We start from the raw sequence: 20,821 nt of genomic DNA, 5'->3' as shown, positions 1-20,821 counted from the left end.
CCGCGTGTCAAAAATGAACCAGCTTACTGAGGTCTGCCGATGCTGCAGGAAAGCCATGCCTTCAACTGGGACGATCTGAAAGTCTTTCTGGCGGTGGCCCGCACCGGCACGATCCGGGGCGGCGCCGAGAGTATCCTGATCAACCACACCACGCTGACACGACGCCTGTCCCTGATGGAGGAACGACTGGGTAGCCGCTTGTTTGACCGCTCGAAACAGGGGCTCGCCTTGACCCAATTGGGCGAGGACTTGCTTCCTTATGCCGAACGGGTCGAAGAAGAAATGACTGCCGCCTCTCGTGTAATCATCGGACGCGACGCGCAGCCGTCCGGCACCGTCTATCTGACCTTGCCCCACGGGTTGGCAATGACATCGATCATGGATGATCTGGCGGCCTTTGCAGATCTCTACCCGGACATCATCCTCAACATGAACTTCACCAATGACGTGGCCGACCTGACGCGGCGCGAGGCGGATGTGTCCCTACGTGTGGCCCACGAGGTGAGCGACGACGTGGTCGGGCGAAAGCTGGTTCAGATGTCACAAGCCGCCTATTGCAGCAAGGATTATGCCGCACGCATCCGCGACAACGGGGGCGAAGGGCTTAACCTGATCGGCTGGCACGAGCCCGAAAGCGATGTGACCGCGAAATGGGTGAAGGACAGCTGCTATCCGAAAGCACAGTTAAAACATCGCGTCTCTGAACTGGTACCGTTGATCACCCTCGCGGCGTCCGGTCTCGGCATGGCCTATCTGGCCTGCAATATCGGCGACCGGCACCCCGATTTGATCCGTGCACCCTTTCAGAAGCCGCTTCCGTATCGCGGCCTCTGGCTGCTTTTGCACCGTGATCTTCGCAATACAGCCCGGGTGCGCCTGTTCGTGGACTTTCTTGCGAACCGTGTCACCGCCCGCAAAAACGAGTTTTGGGTAAAGGGGACTGAGGGCTAACCCGGTGGGTCGACTCAAAGAGCTTATTGACACGATCATGTCGAGCTCCAGCAAACCTCAATCAGGGATCATCCCACGGCCGTTCCGATAGACCTGTTTCCAGGGCAGAATGGAAAAGGACGCCCTGAGACCCGTCGGCCAAAAAGGATCGCGATGGATCAGTTTCACCACCTCGCTTTGATCCTCTGCATCGACAATCCAAAGACCGTCTCGCCCACCCTTCTCTGTATCCGTCAGCGGCCCAGCGGCTTCTACCGTCGCGGCGTTGGCTTCGAGAAAAGCGATATGCTCTTTCATGTGTGCCGCCCGAATGCCGGGATCGGCATCTGCGGCATCTTCAAACAGGACGATAAACTTCATTGAGGGCCCTCACTTTGCTATGCCGGGCCACTATGACAGAGCAAAGTTGCTGTTTGGCAAAGCCATCTTGCCAGTCTACTCTGCAAAAATGCAGGATCATGATTGGGATGACTTCAAGTATCTGCTCGCGCTGCACAGAACAGGCACGCTGTCAGGCGCGGCACAGCGGTGCGGCGTGAATGAAACGACGGTCGCGCGGCGATTGAAACGGCTGCAACAGGCGCTGGGTACAACGCTGTTTGTCCGAAATGAAACGGGTCGGCACCAATTGGCGGAAGCAGCTCATCAGATACTTGATCACGCTGAATCCATGGAACGCAAAAACATGGCATTGCGTGAGCGACTGGACCAGAGCTCTGGTCGCATCGAAGGCACGGTCAGGATCAGCGCCGTTCCCGTAATCATCAATCATATTCTATTGCCTCACCTGCGAAAGCTGGGCGACCAGCATCCGCACCTGACCGTCGAACTGGTTCCTGAAGCACGAAACATAGACCTGACAAAACGAGAAGCCGATCTGGCCATCCGTTTCTCCCGGCCCGAACAGGGCGGTTTGGCGACAAAGGCCCAAAAACTCGGCGGACTTGAGTTTGATGTGTTTTGCGGATTGCAGCTGGCACCGGAACAGCAGGATAGTTCTGACTGGATTTGCTACGATGCTGCCTCAGCGTTTCTTCCGCAGGCGAGATGGACGGAGGAGCTTCGAAGGCAGCACAAACAGCGTCCATGCGGTTTCCGGGTTTCAGATATCAATACCGCTCTGGAGGCGGCGGCGAGGGGCTATGGGAAAGCTGTCCTGCCAAAACTCGTTTGCGAGGATGACAAACGGTTTCGTTGTATCGGCGCGGAGTCATCGAAGTCAGCCATGGCGCGGGATGTATGGCTGCTATCGCATTCAGATGACGTGCGTTTGTCAGTAACTACAGTCAAATCCTGGTTGGCCGAGTTGTCTTGGACCTGACCAACGCGCGATAGGGATGCCATGTCAGACATCGACGGTAACCGTCAGATCTGCATAAGGGACCTCCACAGGCGTGAACGGCGCTATACCGGCGCGGGTCATCAGTTCATGAAATGACGCTGAAATCTGTTCCGGAAAATCGAGTTCCGCCACCATGGTAAGGCTTCGTAGGTCCGACAGCGCAGCGAGTGTGTCGAAACTGAATTTGCCGGTCAGAAAGGGAGTGACCCTAGGGAGTGAAGCTTCAACCTCAGAAACAAGCTGCGGAGTTTGCGCAAGAGCGTCCGCAAATGTCATTCCGATCCGCTCTGGAATTGCTCTTTCAAAGAACGCGCAGGCCTCGGACGATGCCAGTTCAGGAACATTCAAGTACGGCATGCGCGGATAGCACAGGGCGTTTAGCGGTGTGGCAATCGCCTTGCGCCATTCCTCCAATTCGGCGCCGGTGCCATAAGAGGGCAACAACGGACTGCCGATTGCGCCGATATAACGAATGATCTCTGTGCTGCCCTGGATCAGAGTCTCGCCATCCACCAAAATCGGAACGGTCAACTTTTCGATCCGGCCGTCAATCTCGGGTGGAATCTGCCCCGGCTCCATATAGACGAGTTCGGGCGACAGATCTTTTAGGCCAGCCATTATCCGAGCTCGCACACAGAACGGGCAGGTTTCAAAGATGTAGAGTTTCATTGAAGCCACACCATCGCCTTTACAGGTAAACTACGCCAAAACGGTCTTCGATCAGCTTGAGGTCCCGTTTTCCGGTTTCATTCTGGCGAGATGTTTCGACCATGAAGTCCTCGGCCCAATCGCCGGGGAAGATATAGCTGATGATCTTGGCCGTCGTACTGCCCACGTTTTTCATGTAGTGGGAGACGCCGCGCGGGCATTGTATGCTGGCGCCGGGCCCGACCCTGAAAACCTCATCACCAATTTTGACATCAAGATCACCTTCGATGATGTGGAAGGTCTGGTCTTCCCATTTGTGGTAGTGATCCGGGATATAGCTGCCGGGCGCAATTTCACCCGCGCCGAAAACATATTCCGACTGCGTGTCCTCTTTGCCAGCCGCGACCGAAGTGTATTCGTTTTCGGCCATGAAATACTTGCGGCCTTCATGCCAGCCGCTAATGACCGTCTTCTTGCCAGTGGTTACGGTTTTCTTGGACATGTCATGCTCCGTTCTCGAGTCATCTGCGATGGACAGCACCGGGCAGTGTGCCTGCCCGGCGCTGTTCAGGTCAGTGGCCGTGCCAAATCGAATAGGCCATGCGCTTCACATGGGCCGGCAGGTTCTGGTCATACATGAACCAGTGGCTGAACTCGGGCAGCTCGACCGTTTCCTTCAATTCCTCGACCGTCTTGCCTGCAGCAAGACCTTCGGACACGGCCTTGAAGAGTGCTTCGTTAAAGGCTAGGTCCTCGGCCAGTTGCTCCGGCGACGACATTGGCATGTGCCCTGATATGACTGTGTCAAAATCCAGTTCGGTCGTCACGCGACGCAGAGTGTTCAGCGAGCCTATGTAGTCATGGGTGTTCAGGCGACCGGGAAGGTTCACGAAACCCTGAAGGTGCCAATCGACCGCCATAAGAACCTTGTCTTCTGGCATGTAGATAGCGCTGTTGCACTGACCATCGTTCGAACCGTAGTAGCGCATTTCGACGATCTTGCCGCCAAGCTCGATCCGGTATTCGTCTCCTACATAGGTTACATCAGGCGGCACAACCTGGCCTTCAAGATCACGGCCCAACAACTCCGTGCACCCCTCGTGCGTGATAAATTCGGCGCCTTCCTCTTTGAATATCTGCCCCCCGCGGGAATGATCGAAATGCGGATGTGAGTAGAGCACCTTGACCACGGGCTGATCCGTCAGCTTTGCAATTTCAGCGCGCATTGCTGCGGCACGAAATTCCTGATTGGGGTCCACAACGATTACGCCGTCATCGGTAATCACGATCAGGCTTGAATAATGCGCCATGTGGAACTGATAGACACCGTCTTTCAGCTCGGTCATGACCGGCTTCATATCGTCTTCTGCGGCGACCGAGGCGTTCGCAAAGACGGTTGCGGCCGCAAGGGCGGTGAGAATGCGTTTCATGGCACGGGCCTCCTATTGTCTGGGAGGCAATATATATTTTACTACAGCAGGCATAATTAGATCGTTATGCAACACAGAACTTACTGAAGGTATCGAATGGATAAGCTCAGGAAGATGGCTGTTTTCGCCCGCGTGGTTGAACTGGGCAGCTTCGCATCCGCTGCCGCCGACCAAAACGTTACACCCGCCATCGTGGGTCGCCATGTGGCCGATCTTGAAGCAATGCTGGGTCTGCGGCTTATCAACCGCACCACCCGGTCGATGGAGGTAACTGATGCCGGTCAGCGCTATTATCACGGGTGCAAAACCATGCTGGACCAGATGGCGGAACTGGAACAGGAAGTCGCGGATCGAAAAGGCGTCGGCCCTTCGGGCATTGTCCGCGTAGCAGCGCCCGAAGGCATGGGAACACCACTGATAGATGCCGTTGAAAGTTTCCAGAAGCTCTATCCAAACGTGTTGTTCGATCTGGTGATCGAGAATGATCAGACCGATTTTGTCAGTGCAAACGTCGATCTTGCGATCCGACTTGCAATATCGCTTGAAGATAGTTCCCTGATTGTCGCCAAGCTCGCCGGCACCCGACTGAGTTTATTTGCAGCCCCATCCTATCTTGAGAGTAACGGTGTGCCGACCACCGTTCAGGAGCTCGATAACCATGCCTGTCTGGTATTCGGCGGCTCACGCTTTGGCGACAGCTGGCCACTGTTAACAAAGACTGGCCTGCGCAAATTGCGGCAACCTTGGCGAATGGTGGTAAACCAAACCCACATCTACCGAGAAGCGCTGATCCGCGGAATGGGGATCGGGCTAATGCCAGAGATCATGGCTCTGGATCTAGTTGAGACCCAACAACTGTCTCCAATTTATCTTGATGACAGATTTCCAGACGTCGGCGTCTTTGGCGTTTATCCAGACAAGGCGTTCCAACCAAACCGCGTCCGTTTGTTTCTCGAGCATTTGCGAAAAACGCTCTCAGGAAAAGAAGCGTGAAGCGGTGGATTTCAACCAACCAGGCCTGAACGGCATGAACACAGCCCTGTCAGACGGGTTCATGCCTTGTGTCTCAGCCTGAATAACCCAGCCGATACGGGAATATCTGCGACGCCGGATGCATGTCTGCACCCACAACGTCAGGCTTGTGATGGCGATAGAGGCTACGCCAGTAGGGTTGGATCGTTACGCCTTCTTCCTGCATGATCTCTTGCAGGCGCTTGGACACTTCGCGACGCTTGTCGGCATCGGCGATGGCAAGCGCCTGATCCAGCAGGCTGTCGAATTCGGCGTTGTTGAAACCGGATTCGTTCCAGGACGCCCCACCGCGATAGGCGATATTGAGTACCTGCACACCCAGCGGGCGGTGGTTCCAGTTGGTTGTCGAGAACGGGTACTTGTTCCAGTCGTTCCAGAATGCCGCTGATGGCACTACGCTGCGGTTGACCTTGATCCCGGCGTCCCGAAGTTGCGCAGCCGTGGCGTCCGCCGTGTCTTTCATCCATCCTGTATCGATTGAAACAAGCTCATGTTCAAAGTCGGCCATTCCGGCCTCGTCAAGAAGACGCAGGGCTTCCTCGGGGTTTCTCTCGATTTCCGGCAGCTTTGCATATTCCGGATGAACCGGTGACACGTGATGGTTTTCGCCTGTCGTACCCAAGCCGGAATACCCCAGTTCCAAAACGGTATTGTTGTCGACAGCAAGTGCCAGCGCCCGCCTGACGCGCATGTCGGAATATGGTTTGTTCCCTTCCACCTCGGCCAGTTGCTGAGGCCTCAGTACGACGGTCTGGCCGGTGACAACCTCGGATCTGGTCCAGCCAATATCATCAAGGACCGTGATGAAATCACCGGTGGATTCAAAAAGCATGTCCACTTCATCACTTTCAACGGCCGCCACGGATGTCACCATGTCGGTGCCGAAATCCAGAAACTCGACCCGGTCAAGGTAGGGACCACCGTAGATATCGGTACCCCACCAAGCAAAATCCGGTACCCGCTCAATCGCCAGCTTCGAGCCCACTGCGTGATCAACCAGACGGTATGGTCCGGTGCCGATCGCTGTTGCCAGATCGGTGGGGTCAAAGGACGGGTGTGCGATTGCGGCGGCATAATCGGCCATGGAAGGGATCAGGGTGATGTCCGAAATACGCGGGCGCAGAACAATTGTGCTGTCGTCCTTTACGGTGATCGCACCCTCGGCCGCTTTTTCCGTGTCGGGATCAATCAAAGACGTCACACGGTTCGGCATCCCGTTGCCTTCATCGGATTTGTCGCACCATCCTTCGATTGCGCCCGCAACCTGTTCGACCGTCAGGTCTTCGCCATTGGCCCATTTGACACCTTTGCGCAGGTGCAGCACGTACTCTGTTGCGTCTTCGTTCACCTCCCAACTTTCCAGAAGCATGGGGCGGAACGTACCGTCGGCCTGATACTCGACAAGGCTTTCAAAACAACCGGTTGTAAGATTGCCCATCTCCACCGTGTCATACATGCGCGGCGCGCGCAGTTCACGCACCGGCATTGCAATGCGCAGTGTGCCGCCCTGTTTGGCAGAGGTTTGGGCCTGCGCGGGCGATGGCATTCCGATCAACGCATAGGCAGCACCGGCGGAGACCCCAAGCGCCGTGGCCCGGGAAAGGAATTCACGTCGGCTCATCTCGCCGTTTCTGCATTCTGCAGCCCATTGATCTGCAGCCGGATGGGCAGTTCTGTCGGTGTTCATCTTTTTAGCTCCTGTTGGGAAAGTCGCTGCTTTGTTGTTGCCGTTGATTAGGCGAGCGCTTTGTCTGCAGTACGCTCCTGATCAATCAGCACTTCCAGTTGGCGGCGGAACCGCAGCTGTCCGCCGTCTATGGGCAGATCGATATGAGGGCTGGTTTTATTGGCCATGCCCTTCTGAACTTCGTTCAGGACTTCACGGTCCTCTTCAAAGGCGTGTTTGACGTCGTCGCTCATCATTTGCGACAGGCCCTCGTCATCGGGCCGGATGTTGCGCATCTGGAACCAGTAGTATCGGGTGCGGCCTTCGGTTTCGGGGGTCATGAAATTGTAGCTGTTCATGACAAACGTCTTGTCATGCAGAGGTCCCTCCTCACCCCCGGTACCAGCTGGTGTGAACACCGCACGGATCAGCGCGTGACAGGGATAGCGGACCTCGTAATGCTGTAGGCGATCGCAGTTTCCTTCGAATTCCACGATCTTTTTGTAGAACGGGGCCGGTTCCACATCCATCATCCAGCGCCAGACCGTGATACCGTCATCCCGCTTGGTAATGCGCAGCGGCGTATCCTCGGTCGCGGCCTGTCCGAACGAGGACTGGTGAACCCATGCCACATGAGTCGGGTCCAGCAGATTGTCGGTAACAAACAGATAGTTACAGTCTATCTCCAGCGCCTTGCCCCGGTTCATCCCCCAGTCAGGTTTGCCAAATTCCGGGATTTCGAAAATCTCGGAGGCATCAGCCAATGCCGGATTGCCCATCCAGATCCAGACAAGGCCATACCGCTCTTCCACCGGATAAGCGTGCACTTTAGCGTTTGACGGGATCCCCCCCTTGCCCGGAGCGCGCACGCATTGACCGGTGCAGTTGAAGGTCAGCCCATGATAGCCGCATTCCACATTGTCACCCTTGCGGCGCCCCTTGCTGAGCGGCAGCTTGCGGTGCGGACAGGCGTCTTCCAGCGCGGCTATGCGCCCCTGCCCGTCACGATACATGCAGACTTTTTGGTTCAATAGAACGATCTGCTGAAGCTCATCAGTGATCTCATCGCTCCACGCGGCGACATACCATGCATTTTTCAGGAACATCTTTCAGTCTTGGTCCTTTTCAGAGTCACGCACACAAACATGACGGCCTATCCGGTCCAGCCCGCGTCTTGGGTGTGCAAAGATTCGGACTAGTCACAGCAACCAGTATTCTCTATCTGTGATCACAGTTTGATTCTTCTGTCAAAGGATTTTTGCGATGCTGGATGGGAAAGCAGATCAGGTGAACGCTCTTCGCGAGCGTCTGGGAGAACTCGGAAATCTCGCACCGGAAGACGGTTATGCGATGCCCGCGGAATTCTATACGTCGCCGGATTTTCTTGAGCTGGAGACGAACGAAGTCCTGCGGCGTGAATGGATGTGCGTCGGCCATGTTGGAGAAATTCCAAACCCCGGCGACTATTTCACCACCGATTTGGCTGAGGAGTTGTTGATCGTTACCCGCGATATGGATGGACAGGTACGTGTTCTGTCCAATGTTTGTCGCCATCGGGGCAACCGTGTTGCCGAAGGCGCTGGAAACACACGTAAATTCATCTGCCGCTATCATACCTGGAGCTATGATACGACCGGAGCCCTTGTCGCCGCCCCCTTGATGAAGGGGCAAACTAAATTCGACAAGAAAGGCTGCGGCCTGCCGGAATTTGCCAGCGAAATCTGGAAGGGTTGGATTTTTGTAAATCTCGATGGAAACGCGACACCTTTGACGCCGCGCCTCGAGGGATTGGGCGAAATCGTCAGAAATTATCACCCCGAGGATCGCTTTCTGGTTTTCATGGAAGAAGACAGCTGGGCCTGTAACTGGAAGGCCCTGTTTGAAAACTTCATGGAAGGGTATCACCTCAGTGCGACGCACCTGCATACCTTGCATCCGATCACGCCGACCAAGCTGTGCAAAAAGATGAAAAGCGGTGACGGCTGGACGGGCTATCACGCCTATTACGATCCGGACTACCCGCCGCGCGGGCCGTTCCACCCCGACTTGACCGAGGAAGAGCGAACCAATTCGCCCATGTACGGCGTGTTTCCGAACTTGGTGGTTGGTATGGCGACCAACTTCACCCTGTTCATGTGCCTGCGCCCTGCGGGACCGGATCGCGTGAAAATCCGCTGGGGAGTTACCGGGCTGGAGAATGATCCGAAATCGGACAAGGTTCGGGACTACGTATCGCTCTGCCGGTCATTCAACGCCGAAGACAAAGAAAAACTGGAGGCATTGCAGCAGGCGTTGAAAACCCGCACCTATCAGGGCGGACCCCTGGCCCCGGATGACTTTGAAGGCACGATCCGCGACTTCATCGGTTATATGTCGCGCCAGATCGGGGTGTAGAACTCGTCGCATTGCAAGGGCTGATTTGACAGGTAATCTTCCCGTCATGCTTTTGACGGTTCCAGATCAGCCCACGCAGGCCGAAGAGCTTTATGGTCAGCTCAAATACAAGCTGATGACTGGTGCCTATCTACCGGGCCAGAAGCTGTCGATCCGCAAACTCGCCGAAGAGGTGGGCGCCGGCATGTCTCCGGTGCGCGAGGCATTGAAACGTCTGGCGTCCGAGCGTGTTCTGAGCAGCCTTGTAAAGCGATCCTATATCGTCCCGGTGCTGGACCGGAAGCGTGCCGCCGATCTGTTCAACCTTCGCGCTCTGCTGGAGTCGGAAGCAGCCGTTCAAGCGCTTGAAAACATCACACCCAAGGATATTGCAGCGCTCAACGCCACGATTCCGCGGATGAAGGCGGCAATTGCGGATCGGGATCACACCCAATACATGGTCGAAAATCACCAGTTTCATTTTCTGATCTACAAACTGTGCGGCAACCCCGACATGATCGCGGTGATCGAGCAGCTTTGGATGCAAACAGGCCCGTCTTTACGCAATGGCCTTGAAGGTGAACACGCAACCGACTCCTGGAGCGATGAGCACGAAGCGCTGATTCAGGCCATGACGGATCAAAACAAAGCCGCCCTGAAATCTTGCTTGCTGAGAGATATTAGGTGGGAGTGGCTGGACCGCAGGAGTTGACCTGTAGAAAACTGGCTATTGCGGGTCAATCAGTTGAATTCGTTTAGATTTGATCTGGCCGACCCCAGTTTTTCCAATTGGACTGGGGGACTCCTTTTCGAACTTGAGGTGTGCGAGGTAAATCATCCTTTTCGATGACTATGACCTCAGCAAATTGGTCTGCGAATACAGCAGCGGTCATCAGACCAGCAATACCTGCTCCAATTACAGTAACTCGTTGCCGTTTTTCGGCCACCCATCACTGCGTCTCTCACTTTCGTTCGAAACGAAGACTAGCATATTCTGGATTTTCTTCAGGGGTCGCCGTTTTCCCTCAAAAGTCGGGCGCACGATGCAATCTTCTGATCTCGGTAAACAAAATACAATACTGCGGTACTACTCTGGTAGACCGGCCTTTAGCATAGCATCCGCCCAGAATTTGCGCAGGGCGTCAGTCTTATAGACCGTGTGGCCGGTATAGGTTTCCACTGAAAATTGCGGATCGATTGAAAGAACTGCGTTTACTGCATTCTTCGCATTTTCAGTGTCATCAAAATCAGCGTGGATCACTGCCAAACGGACTTGGCACAACAAGGTTCCAGGCAAGCGGGTTTCCAAGTGCCGATAAACTGTTCTTGCCTGCTCCAGCTGCCCTAAGCCGCGATAGGCATCCCCCAAATGGCTGAAATACCAGTCCGGGCTGTAGGGAGACAGCCGAATGGCCTTTCGCATGCTATTCAGGCTTTCTTCAAATTCACCACAACTATTGTACGCAATTGCCAGCATCGCGTGAGAAAGCGAGACACTGGGTTGCCGTTCGATAGCTTCTTTGCAGAAGGCTTTGGCTTCATCAAAACGAGATTGGTTTGTGAAAATATACCCTTGTAGCGCATAGACATCAGCTGAGACATCGTTTCTCTTTAACAACGTGTTGCAAATTGACTGGGCCTCGTCAGTTGACGCCTTCGGGTCTTGATGAAACCCAAGGCGGGCACCGCTTTGCAACGCCCAGCCGAGGCCCGTTTTGAATGACGAGTTCTCAGGGTCAAGTTCGATTGCTTGCCGGTAAAGTTGAAGCGCGGCGAGGTTCCCTTCTTTTGTAAACTTGTACTGTTCACTGATGCCACGCATCATCAAGTCCCACGCCTCAAAGTTAGGCGCTTGATCAGCCCAAAGCCTGAGCTCTTGTCCGTGTGTAAGATTGACCGCCAATGAGACGGAAATTTCGCGTGTGATTTCATCTTGAACTGCAAAAATATCTTCAATCTGACGATCATACCGGTCGGCCCATAAATGCGAGCCGGTTTGACATTCAATAAGCTGCCCGGTGATGCGAACCTGCTGCCCCGCCTTTCGGACACTCCCTTCAAGGACGAAACGAACACCTAATTCCCGTCCGACCTGTCTTACATCGACAGACCTTCCTTTGTAGGCAAATGTCGAATTTCGCGCCATCACGATGAGGCCATTGATATGCGACAAGGCAGTGATGATGTCTTCGGTAATTCCGTCCGCGAAGTATTCCTGCTCCGGGTCGCCTGACATGTTTTGAAATGGCAAGACTGCGATTGACGGTTGGTCCGGCAACTCCAACGGCTCACCGGTTAGAACTTCGTAGAACTCAGGCGACAGGCGCGCCGGGTCGAGATCGATGCTGTAGGCGCCAATCCGATGTTCGATGTTTTTTAGATCTTGTTCACCCAGATCCCTGAAACTGCCGGAGACCTTTCCTTTGATCTGACGGTATACATCCTCGGAAATGCAAACGCCTCCGGGTTCTGCGATTGCTTCCAATCTTGCGGCCACGTTGACGCCTTCGCCAAAAACATCTGAACCTTCGGAAATCACATCTCCCAGATGAATACCGATCCGCAATTGAATGCGTTGCTCGTTGGGAACGTCAGACTCTCGGTCCGGCATAGCCCGTTGAATGGCAACAGCGCAGTCCGCTGCGTCGACAACACTGGTGAATTCCGCCAACAGGCCATCGCCCATCAATTTGACAATTCGCCCTCCGGAATCGCGTATTTGGGGTTGAACCAATTCAGAAAGCAAAAGGTTTAGACGCAGAATCGTGTTTTCTTCATCACGCCCCATGAGGCGTGAAAAGCCAACGACATCGGCTGCCAAGATCGCCGCAAGTTTCCGCTTCACTGTCAGCCCTCCGCGAAATTTACGTTAGAGGCAATGACCCTCAAGGTCTACATTCGTGCCCCCTTGAACGTTTGCTGTTCCATCGCGAATTAAAGGCCACTTTGGGCAGACGGCCCGGCAGCGCGCGACGTACGACCGTGTCGCGAACAAAGCGGATAAACGGGTTGCTATTCGAATGACTCTTGGTCTGGCCGCTTCAATCGACCTCACTAAATTACCTCTTAGCGTTACCGGTTCTAAACCGCTTTCAGTACAGCTCTTTTTCCATCAAGAGCCACTTATTGGCATTCGTTTCCCATCCCTTCCGAACCACAGGTTCAGTTGCAGTTTTGGTGTAGCCGCGTCTCTCGTAAAAATTTATCGCAGAATGATTGCTGTCTATGACGACCAGGCTGATCCCCGATTTTCCGGCGGCCCTTCCCAGCTCTTCAGCGATATTCATCAGGCTGGAACCAAACCCGCGACCTGAGTGCTCTGGATAGGTCGCGATACCGTGTAAATACCATGTCCCTTTGGCTTTCGAGAACAATCTCATAAGGGGTTGTATCATTTCATCCATGCCGGGAACGTGTGGGTTTGGCGTCTCCGCCATGGGATAGGAAATCAGCATCGCACCCAACTTACCTTCAATTTCCACGACAATTGTGTTTCCCTCATGGATGAATGCACTTTGTGCCCGGCGCCCAAAATCGTCTGCTGTTTCTTCTTCTTCTGCCAACCTTTGCCAAAGTCGTTCAACGAACCCCGGCACTGTGTATTTGGCGAGAAGTATAACTTGCTCCAGGTCGCGTTCCGTCGCTTTTCTGAAGGGCACTTCAAGTAGATTTTCCAGATCGACCATTAGTGAAACCTCAAGGGCCGTTACCGAGTGACACTGTATCAGATACGTATCGCGACGTCCGCTTTGAGCTCATTGCGGAGCTCAGTGGCAGCCCAGCAACTTTGGGAAAATTCTTCTCGCTCCGACCAGGTCGCGCAACAAAGCAGTCATAAGCGCCCCGTGGCGCTTTTGTCTGCTTTCGATGTGCTCTTCGCGAATTGTTATAATAAAATGGATATGCAGTTTGCCGCGACCCAAAGCCCAATTCCAAAGCTGAGATGTGCAAAAACGCTCTTGAGCCGCGCAGCTCGTGGGTCAGGCGTCAACCGTGCCGCTAGCCCCGCTCCCATGCCCGGCTGAAGGATCAGAAAAGGCGCGAGCACTGTAAGTACTCCAAATACAATCGCAGGCAGCAGGCTCGGCGTTTCAAGCCAGCCCCGACCAACCACGGCCAGAAAACCCAACGCGAACACGCCTCCCGTCAGATAATGTGCGCTCCAGCCCAACAAACGCTCCGCCGGAACAGGGTCGCTGGCCGTGATGTGCCTGTGAACAAACCTCCCCTGCGCGACATGGCCGAGCCAACGACCCACCGTCGCGTAGTTTAGCGATTGCTGAGAGAAGATCAGCTTCTGGAAAAGAGCGACCACATCCATGAAGGCTGTCGCGCCGATGCCGATCAAAACCGCGCTGTAGAAAATTCCTGTTGTCATTGAGGTATCGACCCTAATTTCTGTTGATGTTTTGCAGTGGAGGGGCAACATGCAACTTCAAGCCCACTTGAGGTCAAGGCCATGCTCGACATTTCCGAACTCTCTCGCGAAAGCCGGTTTTCACCGTCAAAACTCCGCTATTATGAAGAGGTTGGCCTGATCCGGTCGGTGGGTCGAAGGGGATTGAAACGTCTCTATGAGGATGAGGTGAGAACACGAATTTCCCTCATTTCTCTGGCGCAATCCGCCGGGTTCTCACTCGGCGAAATCAAAGAGACGATAGGTTCAGAAGGCAGGCCCGAACTTGATCGTACGGTTCTGGCGGCAAGGGCAGATGCAATTGACGTGAGGATCAAGGAACTAACGGCCTTACGGGACGGCCTCCGCCATGTCATGAATTGCACCGCCGAAAACCATCTGGATTGCCCTCGATTTCAGCGCATCATCCGTGTTGCGCTGACGAAGAAGCAGATCGACGCCAAACGTTCCAAAAAGAAACCCAAAAAGGGGTGAAAGAACTGTGCGTGGACTCCGATCCACAATTTTGGGGCTGTTGAAGGTTCAAGATACTGGAACACTACTGCCCGGACTTCACGCGTTCCTGGTGTTCAGCGCGGTAGTTCATTGAAAGGACAGACATCGTCCTCGAACGGAACATGCCGTCTCCGGAACGATGTTCCCTCGACGATCTCGGGCCGGCTGATACGATCCATGCGAAAATGCCGGAAATCCTCGCGGCTGGAATCCCAGGCTACGAGATACCAGAGCGGCGGCAGGATGAGCATAGCTTGCGGTTCGACTTCGCGACTCGTCTCCGCGCCCTTGGCGTCCCGGTAGCCGAAGCGCAGGTTTTGCTGTTGCAGAAACGCGGCTTCGAAGGCTGGCAAAAGCGCAGGATCAATAGTGCCCAAGTCCGAGATGTCTTGTTTGGGCGAAAGTTGTCCGACATGCAGACAGTCAAGGAACCTGCGCAGATCCCTCACCTTGTCCGATGGCAGAGCCTTCTCGATTTTGGCAAGCCCCGCGTCGGCGAGACCGGAGAAGGGAAGGCTTCGCGCCGCACGCATAGCAGCGACACTGACGAGAAGAGCAAACACCTCTGAGACCGAGAGACGCGCGGTGGTCTGCACGGATTGCGGATCAAGTTGCACGCCCCCACCGCGCCCACATTCGGAATGGATGACAAAGCCCTGGTCCCGCAACGCCCCGATATCGCGCAAAATCGTTCGCCTGGATGCACCGACCAGACAGGCAAGTTCATCAACCGTTGCTGTTCCGTTACGGCGAAGTGCGCGCACGATGGCATCATGTCGGAGACGGATGTTCATTTACTCACCTTAGCACATTTGGTGACAAATTTTGTCACCATAAGGTTCTAAGTCGATCCCGGACCACTCAACAAGGAGAATGAACATGACGTCCCGAGATCAGAATACATCCAACGATGCACTACCGGTCATCGTCAATCCGCCGCATCTGCATGATCTCACGCCAAACGGCTATAGCACGGCAGTCGTGTCTCCTGCTGCAGGACAGCTTGCCTTTGTCTCAGGACAGGGCGGACAGGATCAGCTCGGCAACCTATCGCCGGAGTTTGGAAAGCAGGTTGAGCGGGCCTATGCCAATCTGGCTGCAGTTCTCGACGCGCTCGGCGCTCTCCCTCGTCATGTGGTGAAGCTGACCGTATTCGTGGTCGACCACGATATGTCGAAGCTGGGTGTGCTGGCCGAAAATGTGCTGCGGATGTTTGGCGACACATTGCCCGCGCAAACGTTGGTCCCTGTTCCGAAGCTCGCCATTGACGCGATGCTTTTCGAGGTCGAGGCCGTCGTGCTTTTGGATTGAGTGCTCGATTGCGGCGACTTGCCGCCGCAATCACAAACGCCACCTGCCTCGTGAAGAGGAAGCTAACCTTCGACGACCCAGAACCGAAGGACCCACTTGCGGACACAGCAAGTGTCAAATCCAGCGGTGATTGGTACTTTCTAAAGTTGCTATTGGCATCAAGATACTCAACGCTGTGTATCAGATGGGGCGCACGTACATTGCCTGGAAGCTTGCTTTAGGGACCCGTTCCGCCAATCCTTGCGTTAGCGAGGATCAATGTTTGTACAATGAATGGATCGCACTCATGACCTTTACTGTTGGCTTCCTTACAGCGTCCGTTGCATCAATCGTCCTTGCGGTGACGGCGGTACAGGCGCAATCTGCGGACACCATCTACACCAATGCGCAGGTTTATACGGTCAACCCTGATCAAGAATGGGCCGAGGCGTTTGCCATTGAAGATGGACGTTTCATTGCTGTCGGTTCAGCGGAAGAAGTCGCTGCACTGGCTGGGGACGAGACTGAAACGATCGACCTTGCGGGTGCGATGGTGTTGCCAGGCCTCTATGACATCCATGTTCATTTCCGCAATTGGTACGTCGCCGCGGCATTGTCTGACGAGACGATCCAACTCCCCGGCGATGCCGATCCGGAAACAGCAGCGGAGTTAATTCGCGATTTTGTAGCCGCGCGACCAGATCTCGAATACCTTTTTGGAGCTGGATTGGCCAACGAGCTGTTTGATGGAGAACCGACCACTGCCTGGCTTGACGAGGCGGTCTCTGACATTCCGGTCTACATTATCACCGCAACCGGGCATGAGGCAGTACTGAATACACCGGCGATGATCAATAGCGGTATTGATGCCGATACGCCGGACCCACGGAACGGGATCATCGTGCGGGACCCTGAAACAGGAGAAGCAACAGGCTACATGAAAGAGGCCGCAATGGGTCTTTACGCGATGCCATTTCTACGCAGTCTGGAACTCGAAACCCACGTGGACGGCGCAAGGGACGTATTGCACTTGCTTGCCTCGATGGGGGTGACATCCGCCAGGAACATGCATAGCGAATTGATTAATGTGCAGGCACTACATCAGCTTGCCACATCCGAAGGTCTTCCGATCAGAGTCAGTGTAGCGTGGACCTACGATTCTCCGACGCGGGCATATCAATCCGTGGAAGATCAACGTGCTGCAATTGACAAGTTTCAAGACTTTATCGCGCCGCGGCTCGACCCAACCTTTATAAAGGTCAATATCGATGGCATCCCGACTGAGACCGGTGCGATGCTGGAACCTTTCCTGACGAACGACTCGGAAGTGGAACAGTCCCAGTCTGACGCGGGTTCACAGTATGATCCTCTTGCTTCTGGTCAGGGCGACTATGGGCTGATCTTCTTCACCGAAAAGGAACTTGTGGCCGACATCATACGGTTTGAAGAACAAGGTATGAAAGGCATGGTTTTCCACACTGTGGGTGACCGCGGTGCTCGGCTTGTTCTGGACGCAATGGAAATCGCACGAAACCAGCTGGGCGAGTTGAAAGGCCGCTACCAGCTTGCCCACTCGTTTTTCATATCCGAAGAAGACATGCCTAGACTGGTGGAACTCGATCTGACACCGGAATTCTCGCCAGTACTATGGTTTTCAAACCCTCACAACGACGTCGTCAATCGCGTGGTTGGCCCGGAACGCGCGCAGAGGGTTTTCCCAATGCGCTCTGTGGCTGATGTCGGAGGACGGGTCGTTATCGCTTCTGATGGTCCGCTGTTCATGCAAACCCCATTGGCATCGATAGAGGCGGCCGTGACCCGTATCGATCCTGTGGCCGACACGAGTCCACCCGATCCTGCGGCGGATCAAGCGATCACGCTAAAGGAGGCCATTTCGGCCCGAACAATCAACTCTGCATACCTGGATTTTGCGGACGAGGAGCTCGGCTCAATCGAAACCGGCAAGCTTGCCGATTTCATCGTGCTTGACCGCAACCTCTTTGAAATCCCGATCGCGGAAGTCAGTGAGGCGCAGATATTAAAGACGTTCGTCGAGGGCGAAGTTGTTTTCGAGGCTAAATAACGTGTTTTAGCTGTATTTATGCAGCTCACTAGCACCAAGGCTTTTGAAAGAGGCGCAAGGTTTGGGTTTGCCTGCAGGTTACATAGCCATGCGCCCGCAAAGGCTCTTTGCTTCCAATTTCAATTTTCGAGTTTTTGTGCGGGAACTCGAGGAATCAGAGCCGTTTCGATGGCCTCAAAACCGAATTTCAAACCCGACATTTCCGCCAAAGGCATAGTCGCTGGAATTGCGACCCAACCCCGTCTCTCCGCTAATCTCTCCAAATAGCGTTGTTCTGGCGGATAATGCCAAATGCCCCCCAACCGTCAGAGCAGCGGTGTTCTTGCCGCGCGCAGTCACGATGGTGTTTCGGGCAAAGGTCACAGCGGTTTCGTCGTCGAAAGCATGGTAGTAATCGACTTGACCATACAGCACAGACTTGCCCACAAAATCGCGCTCGGCACGCAAACCAAGGCGCGCGGTCAGGGTGTCCCCGTCTTCCAGCGAACCGGTTTGGCCACCGCCGGCCAGATTGACTACATCGTCGGTATTGATGTCGCTGTACATTAGCTGCGCCTGCGGGACTAACGTCAGTCCGTTCTGCAGATCGAATGGTTTGCCAACCTCGACAGACAAGCCATACCCACGACTATCGGTATCAACCCCTACTCCACCGCTTGGTTGGATGGTGCTGTCAAAATAAGCGTAACGAATTTGCCCGTCGATATAGAGCTGGCTGTTCGCGATCCACAGCGCGCTGAGCGTTGCATCATAGGCATCGGTGTCGATGTCTGCACTGGTCAGCGTTGTGGTTACATTCGTCGACAGGCTACTGAAGCCAAACTCTAACCCGCCGATCAACTGACCACCGGCAACCCCGGCCAGCGGCAGACCCGCGCCAAAGCGCAATCCTCCGCTATTGGTTTCCACATCGCGATCATCGAAAGTGTAGCTATCGCGTTGGCCTTGAGCCTCCACCCAGACCAGAGGGCGTGTAGTCGAGGTTAGCTCGTTCAATGCGCGACTGACTGTGTTGGCCTCGGACGCGTCCTGCCGCGTGGCGCTCATGATCCGCCGTAACGCTGAACCAAAGGTTAATTGGTCACTGACCTGTTGCACGCCTGCGGCCAGTAATTCGCCGCCGGGGTTCTGATTGACCTCGCTGGGTTCGCCACTATTCGAGCCCGGGTTGCCGAACGGTGTCAGGATAAACTCACCAGTGACGGCGTCATATTCCAAAACATACGCAATCTCTCCGTCGTTGATCGCCTGATCGCCGTCATTGGTGACAAAATCGGCGTTGACCAGCTGGAAATCTCCTTCGGTGCTCGCGCCGGTAACCGTGGCCAATTTAAAATCATGCACGGTTCCATTGCCGCTGCCGGATTTGGTCACTTGCAAACCCTGACGGGCCCCTGCGCTGTCACCTTGCACGAAAACCTGATCATTCGCGCCAGTGCTTAGGTTCACATCCAATCCGATAGTGCCGTTGCCCGACAGGTCTGCGCCAAAAGTCAGCCGGTCGCCGCTTTGTCCATCTGCCAGCGAGATCAGACCGTCGTTGAGGACATTTCCGCTCAGCACAGCGTTGCCCAACCCAGCGGCCCCGGCCAGGATTTGGCCAGTCGCATTCACCTGCAAGTCACCGCCAAAGGTAAAGTCCGCATTCTGCGCTGTGATAGTCGCACCACTGTCAATCTGGATCGTTTGCAATGCCCCCGTATCTGCGCTGTTCAGCGTCAGATCGCTGCCGTTATTGGCGTTCAGCACTTCCCAGTTGGTGAACAAGGCTCCGTCGAAGGCGCCGGTAAAGCCCGAGAGAGTGAGATCATCTTCGGTACCGCCGCCACCATCGAACAGGGTCACGGAGCTGATATCGGCACCACCCTCAATCGTCAGGGTGTCTTTGCCATTACTTAAAAGCACCGCACCACTGACGGCTGATCCCGACCGCAACGTCACCTGGCTGTCGCTGTCCTTGATCGTTATTGCGTTACCGGAACTGGAAGAAAGCGATGCGCCATTCTGTAGATCAATCACTGTCAATTGGCCCACACCATTCCGGGCGGATACAGCCGAAGCTCGCCCCCCGCGCATATTGCCGGACACGGTTATGGTCAGTGTGCCAGAGCCATAGTTTGCCGCCTGAATACCTGTGTTTCTACCCGATACGTCGCCCGTCGTGGTAATTGAAAGATCGGTTCCATAGTTTCGAGCGTGTATGCCGCTGAATGAGCGGCCCGAGACATCCGCAGCTACAATCGTCATCGCGCCTGTTCCGTAATTGGTAGCGTTAATCCCGTTGTCGGAACCATAAACAGTTCCTGATGCAGTGATTGAAAGATCACCGGAATCATTCGCCGCAAAGATACCGTTTCCGCTAGTACCGGTTACATCAGCGGCCGATATAGTCATTGGTCCATTGCCGTCATTGACGGCAACTATTCCTGCGAAATTGCCCTGAGTGGTTCCCGTAGAAGTAATGGATAGACTGCCTGAACCGCCATAATTCCTTGCATTTATACCGTAGTATGCGGTTCCGCGCGTATCGGCTGTATTGATAGTTAGGCTGCCTGAACCATTCTGCCTGCCGTAAATTCCGGTGACACCGCCATTGACCGAACCGTTTGTCGTAATCGTCAGATCGCCGCTGTAGGCCGCGCCAATATGCGCGTTTATCCCTGTGGAACCGGCTGTAATCGTCGAGTTTCTGGCATCGCTGAAGGTGATCTCCTCGCCAATCAAGTTAAGTGCGCCGCCGCTAGAGACATCCAACCCAAAACCCGGTGTGGTAGAAACCGTGAGGGGACCATTGTTTGAAAAAGACTGAGTGGTATCCACACCCGGAACAGCAGGGCCAACGCACACGACGTTTCCACCACCGGAATCCGTGCAACTACCCGCCTGCACAGCGCCACCGCCAAATGTAACCGTCACTCCAAGGGCAATGGCCGACACACCCGACAGAACACTCCCTGACGTGGGCGCATAGCTGGCGACCTGCCCCTTGTGCTTAGTCATCCGCCCACCCTTGAGCAGGGCAATCGGATTGTATGCCTGCGCGGTGTCACTGTTCGTGGTTTTCATGGCTACTATCCCTGATTTTTTATCTTTA

Annotated in this window: 20 protein-coding genes; 8 read left to right on the top strand and 12 right to left on the bottom strand. The window is 54.7% G+C overall.

All coding sequences use genetic code 11. The features are described 5' to 3' along the window. Window positions 1-39: 39 nt before the first annotated feature. Window positions 40-951: a LysR family transcriptional regulator gene (locus ACR0D6_RS16270; protein WP_480766257.1), complete on the top strand. Its 912-nt coding sequence runs from the start codon at window positions 40-42 to the stop codon at window positions 949-951. A 57-nt stretch (window positions 952-1,008) separates the two neighbouring features. Here the strand turns inward: ACR0D6_RS16270 and ACR0D6_RS16265 are convergent, their stop codons facing one another. After that, complete coding sequence (locus ACR0D6_RS16265) at window positions 1,009-1,311, bottom strand: YciI family protein (protein WP_480452125.1); 303 nt, start codon at window positions 1,309-1,311, stop codon at window positions 1,009-1,011. An 88-nt stretch (window positions 1,312-1,399) separates the two neighbouring features. Between ACR0D6_RS16265 and ACR0D6_RS16260 the strand changes: the two genes are divergently transcribed. Next, window positions 1,400-2,272: a LysR family transcriptional regulator gene (locus ACR0D6_RS16260; RefSeq protein ID WP_480766256.1), complete on the top strand. Its 873-nt coding sequence runs from the start codon at window positions 1,400-1,402 to the stop codon at window positions 2,270-2,272. A gap of 24 nt (window positions 2,273-2,296) precedes the next feature. On the opposite strand, the gene ACR0D6_RS16255 is transcribed toward ACR0D6_RS16260, so the two are convergent. The 3 genes from ACR0D6_RS16255 to ACR0D6_RS16245 all read right to left on the bottom strand — a co-directional run bounded on the left by ACR0D6_RS16255 (window position 2,297) and on the right by ACR0D6_RS16245 (window position 4,371). Continuing rightward, window positions 2,297-2,962, bottom strand: a complete 666-nt coding sequence (locus tag ACR0D6_RS16255) for a glutathione S-transferase N-terminal domain-containing protein (RefSeq protein WP_480766255.1) — start codon at window positions 2,960-2,962, stop codon at window positions 2,297-2,299. A gap of 19 nt (window positions 2,963-2,981) precedes the next feature. Then, window positions 2,982-3,443, bottom strand: a complete 462-nt coding sequence (locus ACR0D6_RS16250; RefSeq protein WP_480766254.1) for a cupin domain-containing protein — start codon at window positions 3,441-3,443, stop codon at window positions 2,982-2,984. A gap of 70 nt (window positions 3,444-3,513) precedes the next feature. Beyond that, on the bottom strand, window positions 3,514-4,371 hold the full coding sequence (locus tag ACR0D6_RS16245; RefSeq protein WP_480766253.1) for an MBL fold metallo-hydrolase: 858 nt from the start codon (window positions 4,369-4,371) through the stop codon (window positions 3,514-3,516). Between the two features lie 96 nt (window positions 4,372-4,467). Here ACR0D6_RS16245 and ACR0D6_RS16240 point away from each other — a divergent pair, with 96 nt between their 5' ends. Next, window positions 4,468-5,364, top strand: a complete 897-nt coding sequence (locus ACR0D6_RS16240) for a LysR substrate-binding domain-containing protein (protein WP_480766252.1) — start codon at window positions 4,468-4,470, stop codon at window positions 5,362-5,364. A gap of 73 nt (window positions 5,365-5,437) precedes the next feature. Here the strand turns inward: ACR0D6_RS16240 and ACR0D6_RS16235 are convergent, their stop codons facing one another. After that, complete coding sequence (locus ACR0D6_RS16235; protein ID WP_480766251.1) at window positions 5,438-7,090, bottom strand: ABC transporter substrate-binding protein; 1,653 nt, start codon at window positions 7,088-7,090, stop codon at window positions 5,438-5,440. Window positions 7,091-7,137: 47 nt separating this feature from the next. Continuing rightward, window positions 7,138-8,175, bottom strand: coding sequence for an aromatic ring-hydroxylating dioxygenase subunit alpha (locus ACR0D6_RS16230; protein WP_480766250.1), 1,038 nt, complete (start codon window positions 8,173-8,175; stop codon window positions 7,138-7,140). A 157-nt stretch (window positions 8,176-8,332) separates the two neighbouring features. On the opposite strand from ACR0D6_RS16230, the gene ACR0D6_RS16225 reads away from it, so the two are divergent. Continuing rightward, window positions 8,333-9,463, top strand: coding sequence for an aromatic ring-hydroxylating oxygenase subunit alpha (locus tag ACR0D6_RS16225; protein WP_480766249.1), 1,131 nt, complete (start codon window positions 8,333-8,335; stop codon window positions 9,461-9,463). Window positions 9,464-9,509: 46 nt separating this feature from the next. Next, window positions 9,510-10,154: a GntR family transcriptional regulator gene (locus ACR0D6_RS16220; protein ID WP_170653366.1), complete on the top strand. Its 645-nt coding sequence runs from the start codon at window positions 9,510-9,512 to the stop codon at window positions 10,152-10,154. A 43-nt stretch (window positions 10,155-10,197) separates the two neighbouring features. Here the strand turns inward: ACR0D6_RS16220 and ACR0D6_RS16215 are convergent, their stop codons facing one another. From ACR0D6_RS16215 to ACR0D6_RS16200, 4 genes are all read right to left on the bottom strand, one after another. Further along, the gene (locus tag ACR0D6_RS16215; protein WP_480766248.1) at window positions 10,198-10,389 is read right to left on the bottom strand and encodes a tryptophan 7-halogenase; all 192 of its coding nucleotides are present in this window, start codon (window positions 10,387-10,389) and stop codon (window positions 10,198-10,200) included. A 140-nt stretch (window positions 10,390-10,529) separates the two neighbouring features. Continuing rightward, complete coding sequence (locus ACR0D6_RS16210) at window positions 10,530-12,287, bottom strand: adenylate/guanylate cyclase domain-containing protein (protein ID WP_480766247.1); 1,758 nt, start codon at window positions 12,285-12,287, stop codon at window positions 10,530-10,532. Window positions 12,288-12,534: 247 nt separating this feature from the next. After that, window positions 12,535-13,128, bottom strand: a complete 594-nt coding sequence (locus ACR0D6_RS16205) for a GNAT family N-acetyltransferase (RefSeq protein ID WP_480766246.1) — start codon at window positions 13,126-13,128, stop codon at window positions 12,535-12,537. Between the two features lie 200 nt (window positions 13,129-13,328). Then, the gene (locus ACR0D6_RS16200) at window positions 13,329-13,820 is read right to left on the bottom strand and encodes a DUF2938 domain-containing protein (RefSeq protein ID WP_480766245.1); all 492 of its coding nucleotides are present in this window, start codon (window positions 13,818-13,820) and stop codon (window positions 13,329-13,331) included. A gap of 81 nt (window positions 13,821-13,901) precedes the next feature. Between ACR0D6_RS16200 and ACR0D6_RS16195 the strand changes: the two genes are divergently transcribed. Then, on the top strand, window positions 13,902-14,333 hold the full coding sequence (locus tag ACR0D6_RS16195; protein ID WP_480766244.1) for a helix-turn-helix domain-containing protein: 432 nt from the start codon (window positions 13,902-13,904) through the stop codon (window positions 14,331-14,333). A 95-nt stretch (window positions 14,334-14,428) separates the two neighbouring features. Here ACR0D6_RS16195 and ACR0D6_RS16190 read toward each other — a convergent pair whose 3' ends face one another. Then, on the bottom strand, window positions 14,429-15,148 hold the full coding sequence (locus ACR0D6_RS16190) for a helix-turn-helix transcriptional regulator (RefSeq protein WP_480766243.1): 720 nt from the start codon (window positions 15,146-15,148) through the stop codon (window positions 14,429-14,431). An 85-nt stretch (window positions 15,149-15,233) separates the two neighbouring features. Here ACR0D6_RS16190 and ACR0D6_RS16185 point away from each other — a divergent pair, with 85 nt between their 5' ends. Together ACR0D6_RS16185 and ACR0D6_RS16180 are read left to right on the top strand one after the other, a co-directional pair. Continuing rightward, window positions 15,234-15,665 carry a RidA family protein gene (locus ACR0D6_RS16185; protein ID WP_480766242.1) on the top strand — a complete coding sequence of 144 codons (432 nt, stop codon included), beginning with the start codon at window positions 15,234-15,236 and terminating at the stop codon, window positions 15,663-15,665. A 130-nt stretch (window positions 15,666-15,795) separates the two neighbouring features. Further along, window positions 15,796-17,727 carry an amidohydrolase gene (locus ACR0D6_RS16180; RefSeq protein WP_480766241.1) on the top strand — a complete coding sequence of 644 codons (1,932 nt, stop codon included), beginning with the start codon at window positions 15,796-15,798 and terminating at the stop codon, window positions 17,725-17,727. Window positions 17,728-17,901: 174 nt separating this feature from the next. Here the strand turns inward: ACR0D6_RS16180 and ACR0D6_RS16175 are convergent, their stop codons facing one another. Continuing rightward, window positions 17,902-20,793 carry an autotransporter outer membrane beta-barrel domain-containing protein gene (locus ACR0D6_RS16175; RefSeq protein ID WP_480766240.1) on the bottom strand — a complete coding sequence of 964 codons (2,892 nt, stop codon included), beginning with the start codon at window positions 20,791-20,793 and terminating at the stop codon, window positions 17,902-17,904. Window positions 20,794-20,821 lie beyond the last annotated feature (28 nt).

Source organism: Ruegeria sp. BJ6 (genome assembly GCF_056537885.1).
The sequence above is the reverse complement of the archived record's forward strand: the minus strand, read 5'-3'. Positions and strand labels throughout refer to the sequence as shown.